The organism is Micromonospora sp. CA-111912 (assembly GCF_050948415.1).
Classification (GTDB): domain Bacteria; phylum Actinomycetota; class Actinomycetes; order Mycobacteriales; family Micromonosporaceae; genus Micromonospora.
Genome location: NZ_CP192007.1, coordinates 79685 through 91655 on the forward strand (window position 1 = coordinate 79685; position 11971 = coordinate 91655).

Annotated in this window: 11 protein-coding genes; 7 read left to right on the top strand and 4 right to left on the bottom strand. The window is 74.4% G+C overall.

What is annotated here, in order from left to right; genetic code table 11:
* The first annotated feature begins 122 nt into the window (after window positions 1–122).
* A complete protein-coding gene (locus tag ACQPZO_RS00340; RefSeq protein WP_433345950.1) occupies window positions 123–2831 on the top strand; it encodes an ATP-binding protein in 2709 nt (902 codons plus the stop codon).
* A gap of 198 nt (window positions 2832–3029) precedes the next feature.
* On the opposite strand, the gene ACQPZO_RS00345 is transcribed toward ACQPZO_RS00340, so the two are convergent.
* On the bottom strand, window positions 3030–3539 hold the full coding sequence (locus tag ACQPZO_RS00345; RefSeq protein WP_396671793.1) for a MarR family winged helix-turn-helix transcriptional regulator: 510 nt from the start codon (window positions 3537–3539) through the stop codon (window positions 3030–3032).
* Window positions 3540–3639: 100 nt separating this feature from the next.
* On the opposite strand from ACQPZO_RS00345, the gene ACQPZO_RS00350 reads away from it, so the two are divergent.
* Both ACQPZO_RS00350 and ACQPZO_RS00355 read left to right on the top strand, forming a co-directional pair.
* On the top strand, window positions 3640–4221 hold the full coding sequence (locus ACQPZO_RS00350; RefSeq protein ID WP_405115020.1) for a YceI family protein: 582 nt from the start codon (window positions 3640–3642) through the stop codon (window positions 4219–4221).
* Window positions 4222–4591: 370 nt separating this feature from the next.
* Entirely contained in the window at window positions 4592–6070 is a 1479-nt protein-coding gene (locus tag ACQPZO_RS00355; protein WP_433345952.1) for a glutamate--cysteine ligase, read from the top strand.
* Window positions 6071–6077: 7 nt separating this feature from the next.
* Here the strand turns inward: ACQPZO_RS00355 and ACQPZO_RS00360 are convergent, their stop codons facing one another.
* Window positions 6078–7556 (bottom strand): hypothetical protein, encoded by a 1479-nt coding sequence (locus tag ACQPZO_RS00360; protein ID WP_433345954.1) that lies wholly within the window; start codon window positions 7554–7556, stop codon window positions 6078–6080.
* 108 nt (window positions 7557–7664) lie between these two features.
* Here ACQPZO_RS00360 and ACQPZO_RS00365 point away from each other — a divergent pair, with 108 nt between their 5' ends.
* Window positions 7665–8357: a PASTA domain-containing protein gene (locus tag ACQPZO_RS00365; RefSeq protein ID WP_433345957.1), complete on the top strand. Its 693-nt coding sequence runs from the start codon at window positions 7665–7667 to the stop codon at window positions 8355–8357.
* A gap of 167 nt (window positions 8358–8524) precedes the next feature.
* Window positions 8525–9250, top strand: a complete 726-nt coding sequence (locus ACQPZO_RS00370; protein WP_433345959.1) for a PASTA domain-containing protein — start codon at window positions 8525–8527, stop codon at window positions 9248–9250.
* A gap of 54 nt (window positions 9251–9304) precedes the next feature.
* Here the strand turns inward: ACQPZO_RS00370 and ACQPZO_RS00375 are convergent, their stop codons facing one another.
* Together ACQPZO_RS00375 and ACQPZO_RS00380 are read right to left on the bottom strand one after the other, a co-directional pair.
* Window positions 9305–9754, bottom strand: a complete 450-nt coding sequence (locus tag ACQPZO_RS00375) for a hypothetical protein (RefSeq protein ID WP_433345961.1) — start codon at window positions 9752–9754, stop codon at window positions 9305–9307.
* A 102-nt stretch (window positions 9755–9856) separates the two neighbouring features.
* The gene (locus ACQPZO_RS00380; protein ID WP_433345963.1) at window positions 9857–10141 is read right to left on the bottom strand and encodes a hypothetical protein; all 285 of its coding nucleotides are present in this window, start codon (window positions 10139–10141) and stop codon (window positions 9857–9859) included.
* Window positions 10142–10764: 623 nt separating this feature from the next.
* Between ACQPZO_RS00380 and ACQPZO_RS00385 the strand changes: the two genes are divergently transcribed.
* Together ACQPZO_RS00385 and ACQPZO_RS00390 are read left to right on the top strand one after the other, a co-directional pair.
* Window positions 10765–11646: a helix-turn-helix domain-containing protein gene (locus tag ACQPZO_RS00385; protein WP_433345965.1), complete on the top strand. Its 882-nt coding sequence runs from the start codon at window positions 10765–10767 to the stop codon at window positions 11644–11646.
* Window positions 11616–11837, top strand: a complete 222-nt coding sequence (locus ACQPZO_RS00390; RefSeq protein ID WP_387025515.1) for a DUF397 domain-containing protein — start codon at window positions 11616–11618, stop codon at window positions 11835–11837. Before ACQPZO_RS00385 ends, ACQPZO_RS00390 begins: the two co-directional genes overlap by 31 nt.
* The last annotated feature ends 134 nt before the right edge of the window (window positions 11838–11971 follow it).

Consider the following 11971-nt stretch of genomic DNA (forward strand, 5'->3'; position numbering starts at 1 on the left):
GGGCGGCGGGCCTTCCGGTCGCGACGGGTGACCGGGAAGCTGTCGGATATCCACCCGTTCGGGCGTCGGTAGGGCGACGGTTGGCTGCCGGCGGTCACACCCCGTCCGTACCCTTCCTGCCCATGGCTGCCGTTCATGATCGTCCGCCGGGTGCGGGCGGTCGTACCGGACTGTCGGATCTGTTGCGCGCGCACCGGCGGGTCGCCGGCCTGACCCAGGCCGATCTGGCGGCGCGGGCGGGCATCGGCGTGCGGACGGTGCGCGACCTGGAGCGCGGCCGTTCCGCGCGACCGCAGCGGACCACGGTCGACCTGCTCGCCGGCGCGCTCGGCCTCGCCGGGCCGGCCCGCGCGGAGTTCGCCGCCGCGGCCCGGGGCGGGGCACCGGGTGGGTCGGACCGGGCCAACTCCCCGCCACCCGGCCCGGCCGCCGCGCCGCCGTGGAGTCCGTCGCCGGCCGCCGGCGGGCCGCCCCCGGCCGCCCAGTCCGCCGGTACGTCGATCGCGCTTCCGCCCCCGGTCGAGCTGATCGGTCGGGAACGGGACGTGGCCGAACTCGTCGATCTACTGACCGCCGGCCACGGCCCGCCGGTGGTCAGCCTCGTCGGACTGGCCGGGGTGGGGAAGACGGCGCTGGCCCTGGCGGTGGCCCACGCCGTCGCCGGCCGGGTGCCGGGGGGCGCGGCCGGGGTGCTCGTCGGGGAGGGCTCGGACGCCGCCGACGTGCTCTCGGCGGTGGCGGCCGTGTTCGGCGGCGCCCGCCCCCCGGACCTCGCCGTCCGGGTCGCGGGCCGCCCGGCGCTGCTGCTGATCGACGCGGTGGAACGCGCCCCGGACGCGGTGGCCGAGGCGCTGCACCGGCTCGCCCGGGCGGTGCCCACGATGCGGATCCTGGTGACCGGCCGGCATCCCGTCGGCATGCCCGGCGAACGGGTCTGGCCGGTGCCGCCGCTGGACGTGCCCCCGCCCGAGCTTGACCCGGCGGAGCCCGATGTCCTCGCGGGCTACCCGGCGGTGGCGCTGTTCACCGCGCGCCTTGCCCGGGTGCGCAGGGAGCCGCCGGACCCGGCCGAGCTGCCGGCCCTCGCCGCGCTCGCCCGCCGGCTGGGCGGGCTGCCGCTGGCCATCGAGCTGATGGCCGCCCGGGGGCGCATCCTCGACCTCAACGAGCTGCTCGACCGGTACGGCGACCGCGTCCTCGACCTCACCACCTCGCCGGTGTCGGCCCCCGGGCCGGGGTGGGCGGCGTCCGAGCCCGGCGGGGCGGTGGGCGGGGCACCGGTCACCCTGCGGGACGCGGTGGCGGCCAGTTACCGCCTGCTCGCGCCGGACGAGCGGGCGGCGCTGCGTCGGCTCTCCGCATTCAGCAACCGGTGGTCGGTGGAGCTGGCCGAGGAGATGCTCGCCGACGACGCCGACCCGGAGGGCACCGTGTCGGTCGACCCGGTGCCGCTGCTGGACAGGCTGCTCCAGCTCGGCCTGCTCAGCGTGCGCGGTGCCGGGCCGTTCCGGTTCCGGCTGCTCGACGCGGTGCGGGAGTTCGCCGCCGAGCAGGCCATCGGCGTCGGCGAGCTGGGCGTCGTCCGGCGGCGGCACGCCGACGTCTACGCGCGACTGGTGGCCCGCATCGTCGCCGAGCTGGCCGGTTCCCAGCTCACCTCGGCGGTGCGCCGGCTCGACGAGGCGGCCGGCGACATCACCGCCGCGCTGGCACACGCGGCGGTCGACGACCCGGTCACCGCGCTGCGGCTGGCCGCCGGGCTGGCCCGCTGGTGGCGGCTCCGGGGGCGCAACGTCCTCGGGCGGCAGTGGCTGCGCCGGCTGCTGGCCGATCCGCGTACCGCGGACGCCGACCCGATGCTGCGCGCCTGGGCGGCGCTCGGAGTAGCCCGGCTGGCCGCCGAGCACGGGGCGGCGGAGCAGGAACTGCCGGCGGCGCGGGGTGCCTGGGCGGTGTTCCACCGGGTCGGCGACGTGGCCGGCGAACTTGAGGCGCGTACGGTGCTCGGCGCGCTGCTGGTCGCCACAGACGCGCACGACGAGGCGCGGGAGCAGGCGCTCGCGGTCCTGGCCCTGGCCACCCGGCACAACCGGGCACGCGACATGGCTGTGGCGCAGAACAACCTGGCCTGGCACGAGACCCGGCTGGGCAACCTGGCCGGGGCCCGCCGCCGGCTGGCCGCGGTGGACCGGCTGGCCGCCCAGTGTGGCGAGCGGCGGCTGCGGGTGCTGGCCCGGGCGAACCTGGCGGAGGTGTCCCGGTTGGAGGGCCGGTACGCCGACGCCGTGGCGCAGGGCCGACGGGTGCTCGCCGGGGTGGCGGAGCTCGGCGATCCGGGGCACCGCCGGCGGGCCCTCGGCACCGTCGGACTGGCGCTGGCCCAGGACGGGTGCCCGGACGAGGCGACCGAGGTGCTGTCCGGCCTCCGCTCGTGCGCGGCCGGCGACGCGGCGCTCGGTGCGGGTCCGGCCGGTGGCCGGTCGGTGCTCGGCTGGGACGCCCGTGGCCGGGTCGGGGAGGCCCGGTTCGAGGGCGCGGCCTGCGCGCTGATCGAGGCGAACATCGCCCTGCATCGGGGGGACCGGGACCTGGCGGCGGAGTGGTTCGCCGCCGCGGTCGAGGCGGGCGCTGACGGGCGGTACCGCCGGGACGTGGTGGAGGCCCTGGTCGGGCTGGCGGCGAGTACCGGCGAGGCGGATGTGTTCGACCGGCTGGACCGGCTCTGCGGGGAGAGCGGCATCAGTCTGCTGCCCCGGGAGGCCGCCCTGCTCGCGCCCCTGCGATCGGCCTCCGGTCATGATCTCGGACGCTGCGGCGCGGCGGAAAGGTGACGCGGAAAGGGGTGACGCGGGGGGTGGCGCGAGCGAAGAAGCCCCCTGGTGTTACCCCTCGCTCATCGCTCGCGCCAGCACCCCCCGGTGCGCCCCCGCTCAGAGCACAGTAGCCACCGCAAGTGGGGTGCTTCGCCCGTTCCGCCCGGATAGCTGCCGCTGGCTCAACGGATTCTGCCGGTCTTTCTGCCGGTCGGATCAGCCGCCGAGCGGGGCGGCCGGCTCCCCCGGGTTCGGGTAGGTGCTGCCCGCCGTCGCCCCGGGGTGCACGGCGTCGCGTACCCGCCGGAGGCCGTCGAGGAGGACGTGCAGCGTGTCGGGCGCCAACTGGCCGGTGAACCACTGCTCGATGATGCGCAGGTGCCCCGGGAGGGTCTGGTCCAGCCGTTCCAGGCCGGCCGCGGTGACCACGGCGTACGAGCTGCGCCGGTCGGACGGGCAGGCCCGGCGGCGGATCAGCCCGTCGCGTTCCATCCGGTCCACCACCCGGGTCACCCCGCTGGTGGAGAGCGAGGTCTGCGCGGCCAGGTCCGTCATCCGGAGCTGGTTGCCGGGCGAGCGGGCGAGACGGGTCAGCACCTCGAACTCGACCGGGGACAGCCCGTGCTCCTCGAACTGGGCGGCGAACCGGGCCGACAGCCCGGCATGCGCCTCGACGAGCAGGCCGACGGCGGTGATCCGGGGGTCGTCGAAAACGTTCTGGTCCACCCGTCCATCGTAGCAGTGCTTGACACAGGGAATATTGCTCTGGTTATAGTTGCTCAGTCAGCCGTTGGGCTACTAAACAATCTTCCTGGAGGACAGCACCATGACCAGCAGCACCGGATCTGTCACCCGCGAGTGGGACGGCCTCACGATCCCGGCCGCCGGCACCTATCTGCTGGACGCAGCGCACAAGCGGGTCGGCTTCGTCGCCCGGCACATGATGGTCAGCAAGGTCCGTGGTGAGTTCGCCGACGCGACCGCCACGATCACGATCGCCGAGGACCCGGCGCTGTCCTCGGTCGCCACGACCATCCAGGCCGCGAGCATCAGCACCGCCCAGGCCGACCGTGACGCCCACCTGCGCAGTCCCGAGTTCCTGGACACCGAGACCTTCCCGACCCTGGAGTACCGCAGCACCGGCGTGAAGTCCCGGGACGGCAACGAGTTCGTGCTCTCCGGCGAGCTGACCATCAAGGGTGTCACCCGGCCGGTGGAGCTGGAGGTCGAGTTCGAGGGCGTCGGCCGCAGCCCGTTCGGCCAGGACATCTTCGGCTTCTCCGCGAGCACCGAGATCGACCGCGAGGACTTCGGCCTGACCTGGAACGTCGCCCTGGAGACCGGTGGCGTGCTGGTCGGCAAGAAGATCAAGATCGAGATCGAGGGCGAGGCCGTCCGCCAGGCCTGATCCCCGTAACTCGCGGGGACTGCTTCACCCCTGCGTCCCCGTACCGGAAGGACTCCGCGGGCCCGCGTCGCACCAGTCGGCGCGGGCCCGCGGCCGTGCCGGCCACGAGCCCCTGGCGATGCTGAGCCGGTGCCCCCGGGCCGGTGACGGTGCGGATTGTCACGTGCCGCCGCACGTCGTGAGCGGTGGTGGGAGCGCCCACCTGGGTAGAGATCCGTCGGAAGCGTCCTTCGTCCCGGTCGCGGTCGTCCGTCGCGGTGATCGCCGGGCGTCGGCCTCTGGCCCGGCGCGTTGGGCGCATTTACCGTAGAAGGTTCACAATGCGCTGCGGGGCGGCACCGTTCCGTAGCGCCTCGCGCCGGGAGGGCACATGGGCACGGACGTCGAGCAGGGCGCCTTCTCCCGAGAGGACAGGATCCGCTACCGGCAGAAGGTTCGGCGGTGTCTGGACGTCTTCGCGCTGATGTTGGACGACTTCGGGTTCGACGCCGACCGGCCGATGACCGGGCTGGAGATCGAACTCAACCTGATGGACCCGGCGGCCGAGCCGGCCATGCGCAACGAGCAGATCCTCGCGGACATCGCCGACCCGCTCTTCCAGACCGAGCTGGGGCAGTTCAACCTGGAGTTGAACGCCAAACCCCGGCTGATCGAGGGCAGCGGCTTCGCCGACTACGAGCAAGACCTGCACGGCAGCCTGACCCGGGCCGACGAGCGGGCGGCGAGGTCCGAGGCCCGGATCGTGTTGGTCGGCATCCTGCCCACTCTCACCGAGCGCCACCTGGTCGCCGACAACCTCTCCACCGCCGTCCGGTACCGGGTGCTCAACGACCAGATCGTGGGTGCCCGCGGCGAGGACATCGAGCTGGACATCCGCGGCGTCGAGCGGTTGCAGACGTACACGGACTCCATCGCGCCGGAGGCTGCCTGCACCAGCCTTCAGTTCCATCTCCAGGTCGCCCCGGACAGCTTCGCCGACTACTGGAACGCCTCCCAGGCCATCGCGGGCGTCCAGGTCGCGGTCGGGGCGAACTCGCCCTTCCTGTACGGCCGGCAGCTCTGGGCGGAGACCCGGATCGCCCTGTTCCAGCAGGCCACCGACACCCGCCCCGACGAGCTGAAGGCCCAGGGCGTACGCCCCCGGGTCTGGTTCGGGGAGCGCTGGATCACCTCGATCTTCGACCTGTTCGAGGAGAACGTCCGCTACTTCCCGCCGCTGCTGCCGATCTGCGGTGACGAGGACCCCGTCGAGGTGCTGCACGCCGGCGGCGTCCCCGAACTGGCGGAGCTGCGGCTGCACAACGGCACGGTCTACCGCTGGAACCGGCCGGTCTACGACATCATGAACGGCCGTCCGCACCTGCGGGTGGAGAACCGGGTGCTGCCGGCCGGTCCCACGGTGGTCGACATGCTGGCGAACGCAGCCTTCTACTTCGGGCTGGCCCGAGGCCTGGCCGAGGCGGACCGGCCGATCTGGAGCCAGTTGACGTTCAGCTCGGCGGAGGAGAACTTCCACACCGCCGCCCGGCGTGGAATGGACGCCGTCCTGCACTGGCCCCGCCTCGGGGACGTGCCGGTGACCAAGCTGGTACTCGACACCCTGCTGCCGACGGCGGCCGTCGGGCTGGACCGCTTCGGCGTCGCGCCGGCCGAGCGGGACCGCCTGCTCGGCATCATCGAGCAGCGGTGCCGCACCGGCCGCAACGGTGCCGTGTGGCAGACCGAGGCGGTCTGGGCCGCCGAGCGGCACCGGGGGATGGACCGCGGCGCGGCCCTGCACGACATGGTGCAGCGCTACGTGGCGCTGCAGCGCAGCAACGAGCCGGTGCACACCTGGCCGGTCGACTGACCAGGCGTCACCGGGTGCGCCGGCCGCCGCGGGGCTTCGGCGCGGTCGGCGGCCGGGGCTCGGTGGCCGCCTCCACGGCGGTGGGCGTTTCCGTGCCGGTATCGGGCGTGAGTGGGCCGGCCTGGCCTGCGGCCGGCGTTTCCGTGCCGGCATCGGGCGTGAGTGGGCCGGTTCGGCCTGCGGTGGGCGTTTCCGGCTCGGCGTCGGCCAGGCCGGCCCGCTGCCGGGGCACCAGCACCGCGGCCTCGGACCCGGGCAGGGCCGCCGGCGGCACCGGTACGCCGACACGGCGGGCCACCGCCCGCTGGGCCAGCGTGGCGGTCAGCATCGACCCGGCGAGACCGGCCAGCACCGCGTACGGCGCGACGAGGTGGGCCGACACCTGCTCCCGCCCGATCGTGGCGAGGCCGGGCACGGCCAGCAGGTAGGCCAGCGCGACGAGCAGCGGACCCGCCGCGCCCGAGGCCGCCGCCCCGAGCCGGTGCTCCGGCGACCGGGCGGTGCGCCGCGCGGCCAGCGCGCCGATCAGCAGTGCCGAGCCGAGCGCCAGGAGCGCGCCGGGCCAGTAGAACCAGTCCCGGATCCAGAAGCCCGGCCGGTCTGCGCTGAGCTGCCAGATGCCGAGCTGGGCGGTGGTCAGCCCGCGCCCCGAGAACACCCCGTCCGCCACGGCGACCATCGCGAGCAGCCAGAGCCAGCCGACGGTGGCGATCACGCCGGCCGCCGCAGCCGGCGAGCGCAGCGCCCACCTGGCCACCAGCATCCCGATCAGCACCCCGGCCCCGGCGTACGCGGCTGCCACGGCCTGCGGTGCGGAGATGTCCGGAACGCTCGCCACCCGGGCCGGTACGGCCACCAGCAGCAAGGTGACCAGCGCGCCGACGCCCCCGGCGAGCGCCAGGACCGTCGATCCGAGCCGGCCGACCTCGCCTGACCCGGAACCGCCGGGGGCCGGGACGGGAACGGGCACATCGGAGGAGTCTGCCGCGCCCACCCCGGGCGTGCCGACCGGCTCGGGCCCGGACGGCACACCGACCGACTCGGGCCCGGCGGGGGTACCGACCGAATCCGGCCCGGCGGGCACACCGACCGGGTCCACCCGGGCGGGCGTGCCGACCGAATCCGGCCCGGCGGGCGTGCCGACCGGGTCTGGCCCGTCGGGGGTGCCGCCACCCGCCGGGACGGCGGGCGCGTCGGGCGCTTCCGGTCGTTGCTCGGCGGCGGGGGGAGCGTCCGGGACGGGGGTCGCCGGTGTCGAGCCGCGCTGCCGCAGCCGCTGGGCGCAGACCGCGCCGGCGATCGTAGAGGTGCTCGCGATCCAGGTCGACCAGGCGAGGCTGGCCACCCAGGCCGTCCCGCCACCGATGTCCGCCGCCGCCCAGTTGATGATGCCCAGCCCGTAGCCGAAGCCCAGCTGGGCCGCGCCCGCGCCGGCAGCGACGCCGACCGCCGTGGCGATCGATCCTCCCCAGCCCCGTCTGGCCATGCCGGGGAGCGTAACGTCCCGAGGTCGGCCCGGCGAGTCGTGGCGCAGAGCGGGGCCCGGCGCTTGGCGCGGCCCGATACGGTCGCCGGTGATGAGATGGTGGGCGCGATGACGGACGGGAACAACGCTCGGGACACGTACTCCGACGAGCCGGGCGGATCCGGGTCGGGCCGGATGGCCAGGGTGCTCGGCGGGGGCCTCGCCGTCGTGCTCCTCGCGGCCGGTGGCGCGGCCGGCGGCTGGCTGCTGGCCGGCGAGGATGCCCCACCGTCCGGTCAGAACGCGGACGCTGGCGCGACGGTCCCGGCCACCCCCTCCGAGACCCCGTCCCCGACGGTCCGGACGACTGCGCCGACTGCGGCCCGGACCAGCGCGCCCACCCCGTCCGGCGGGCTGACCGTCCCGCCGGTGGTGGGCACGGACTTCGCGGACGCCCGGGACGAACTGCGGGACCACCGGCTCGGCTGGCGGCTGGTCTTCGGCACCGGGTCGGGGCGGGACGTGCGCAGCGCCGACCCCCCGGTCGGCTCGCCCGTGCGCCGGGGCACCACCGTCGCGCTGTACGTCGCAGGGCCGGCGCCCGAGGTCAGCGTCCCGGACCTGCTCGACGACGACTGCTCCGACGCGGCCGACGACCTGGTCGAGGAGGGCCTCTACCCGCGCTACCGTACCGGCCGGGCCGGCATCGTCACCGCACAGGACCCGGCGCCCGACAGCACGGCGTACTGGAACGATCCGGTGACCCTGACCTGCGGCAAGGAGCCGGCGGAGCCGAGCGGGGAGCCGACACCGACCCCGTGATCTCCGGCCCGGCGCACCGACCGGCCTCCCACCACCGACTGGCCTCCCACCACCGACTGGCCTCCCACCCCGGCGGCTCGCCGCGCTGATCCCTGCCGATGCGCGCGGCAGCGGTTAGCGTGGACGCCGAGGGCCAGGCCGCCCGCCCGGTGGGGAGAGGACGTGCGATGAGCGACGACCGCCAGGACCCGCCACCCGACGACGACGATCGCACCCGGCCGCTGCCGGGTTCCCCGCGCGGGCTGCCTGCCGAGGAACCGGCCGACACGACCCGCCCGCTGCCCCGGTCCGGTGACACCGGTCGGCAGCCGCCGGCCACCCCCGCGGTCTGGTCCGGGCGGGCCGGGGTCCCGCCGCCGCGCCCGGCGGACTACCGCGACCCGGCCGGCGAGGACTGGTACGCCGAGGACCAGCCCGGCCGGCGCTGGTGGACGCCGATCCTGCTCGGTGTCCTGGCGCTGCTGCTTGTCGGCCTGCTCGGGGCTGGCCTCTGGTTGCTCGCGTCGGCCGACGACTCTTCCGGTCCCGGGGAAACCCCCTCGGCGCGGCCGACCTCCGCCCCGGCGACGACCGGCGCTCCGACGACCGAGGCGACGACCGCCGGGCCGTCCAGCACCCCGCCGTCGACCACCCGACCCGCGGTGCCGATGCCGCCGCTGGTCGGGCTGTCCCGGGCGAGGGCCGAGCAGGTCCTGGACGAGCTCGGCATCGAGCACCGGGTCGAGGCCCGGGGGTCCGACCAGCCGGCCGGCACGGTGCTCGAGACCGATCCCGGCCCCGGCGAGCTGGTGCCCGCCGGGGAGGAGGTCACGCTGGTGGTCGCGGCGGCCCCGGCACCCACCACCAGCGCGGTCGAGCCGTCGGCGACCACGGCTGCCAGTCCGACGCCCTGACGTTGCCGGGCCGGCCCTCGGCGGTGACGGGCCCTCGCCGTGGCGGTCGGGCGCTCACCACCTCCGGCGTCTGGTCCCGACAAGTCCCAGTCCGGCCAGCGAGATGGCCAGGCCGAGGACCCCGGACCAGAACAGTGAGCGGCTCACGTCGTCCCGGCGTTCCTCCGCCCCACCCGGTGCTCGGTGGGCCTCGACCACCGCGTCCGTTCCGTCGCCGGCACCCGCTCCGGCGGGGCCCGGTACGCCGACCACCCCCGCCGGAGCGCCCCGCGCCCCTGCCTGGGAGTCCCGGTCGACCCAGCCCGGCCCGGGATCGGGCCCCTCATCCACCACGGTGATCTCGGGGGCCGGGACCGGAGCGCTCAGCTCGGTGGCGGACAGGGCTGGATATCGGACCACCACCACGAGGGTGGTGACGGCGCCGAGCAGCGCCAGCAGGCCGAAGGCGTAGAGGGCTCGGGAGCGGTGGTGTCGCCGCGCGGCGGGCAGAATGACCATGACCATCCCAGGTTCAGGGTCCGGGACGCGCGGGGTGGAAACGTTCGCCGGGGTGGGCGTACCGATTCTATGCCGGCGGCACGCCTCCCGACCTGCGATTCCGGTGGGTCAGCCCACCCGAACCGCCGTACGGACCACCGGGCGGCGCTGGCGGACGGTGTGCTGCTGGGGCTGCGGCGCGGCCCGGAGCTGGCGCAGCCCGGCCGCCTGCACGAAGATCGACCGCTGGCTGACCGCGTCCCCCGCCGCGTTCAACTCGTAGCCGTTGAGCCACACCCAACCTTCGTACGTGGGCCAGTCGTGTACCCGGATCACGCGGAACATGATCGGTCTGAGGAACTGGACACTCGCCGCGCGAGTCACGTGCACTACGTCACCTGAGCGGGGAAGCACAGAGGACTCCTGGAAAGGATCGGCCGGCGTACACCGGCGGTGATTTCGGGGGAATGCCCTGGGCCCGGTCACGTGGTCGTGCCTCGTGAACCGGTCAGGCGGGCGGTGGTGGTCGGGTTGTGCCCGCTGGTGGCGTGCCGTCACCCGACCCTCACCCGACTGCACCCGGTCGTCGCGCCCGCCGTCGCAGCCAGTGGCATGCGGCAACGGGGCCTGGAACCGGGGCAGGTCCGTGTGGTGCCTGGGCCGGGCCCCTCGACCGGGCGCTCCGTCGCGGCGGAGCGCCCGCCTCTCCGGTGGCCGACCGGAACGGTGAGTGACCTTGGCCCTACGGACAGACTGCATCAGTGGCGTGTTTCATGCAAGTTGCATGTCGACTTTTGCCGATACGTGAGCGGCGCGCGGAAATAGACGCTTGATGCCGCTGTCCCCGGGGCGGCACACTGGACGCCGGTTTCGACCGCCGCGGCCGGTCGACGACTGCACCACGCCTCTGCCGCGAAACGCTCGCCGCCCGACGGTCGCGCCCCCGGCGGGCGTCGATTCCGGGCGCGATCGACCGGAGGTAACCGGGTGAGCGCGAGCAGCGATCGGTTCGGCCACGTGGCCCGCTGGGGGACGCCGTGAGTGAGCGACGCAGCCCCACCATCCGCCGTCGCAGGCTCGGCGCCGAGCTGCGCCGCCACCGCGACGCGGCACGCATCACGATCGAGATGGTCGCCGAGCAGCTGGAGTGCTCCGCGTCGAAGATCTCCCGGATCGAGACCGGCCACACCAGCGCCACCCCGCGCGACGTCCGGGACATGCTGCTGATCTACGGGGTGTCCGGCACCGAGAGCGACGAGCTGGTGCAGATCTCCCGGGAGGCCCGGCAGAAGGGCTGGTGGCACCCGTACAGCACGGTGCTGGTCGGGTCGTTCGTCGGCCTGGAGTCGGCCGCGAGTTCCATCCGGACGTACGAGCAGCAGGTGGTGCCGGGCCTGCTGGAGACCGAGGAGTACGCCTCGGCGATGATCCGCGCCGCCCGTCCGGACTTCACCGCCGATCAGGTCCAGCAGAGGGTGCGTGTCCGAATCGACCGCCAGTCGTTGTTGACCCAGGACGATTCGGTCGATCTCTGGGTGGTGCTCGATGAGGCGGTGCTGAGCCGGCCGGTTGGCGGCGACGCGGTGATGCGTGGTCAGCTCAAGCGGCTGGTGGAGGTGGCGGAGTTGCCGAACGTGACGCTCCAGATTCTGCCGTTCTCGGTAGGGGCGCACGCCGGCATGGACGGCACCTTCACCATCCTCAGCTTCCCCGAAGCGGGTGATCCCGATGTCGTGTACGCGGAGAACGCCACGGGTGGGCTCTTCCTCGAGAAGAGCGACGAACTGCAGAAGTACAACTTCATCTTCGATCACATTCGAGCAGTAGCCACACGGCCGGAGGAATCCATCGCACAAATCGCAAAACTGGCAGAGGAGCCGTTGTGGAAGTGGCGACCAAGTGGTCCCGTGGGGACCTGACGCGGGTGACGTGGTTCAAGAGCTCGAAAAGTGGGCCGAACTGTGACAACTGCGTCGAGGTGGCGTACGTGACCGGGGCGGTCGGGGTGCGGGACTCGAAGGACAAGAGCGGGCCCAACCTGATCTTCGCTCCGGGTGACTGGCACGCCTTCGTCGCCGGCACCAGGGAAGGCACCTTCGCCCGGGACTGATGGACCGGACCCAGACACGGCGGGCGCGGCCCGTCCGGCAACGTTGCCGGACGTTCCGCGCCCGTCGCGCGTCCCGGGGCGGGCCCGTGACCTGCGGGTACGGATCGGCGGCCGGCGGCACGGATCGGGTCCGG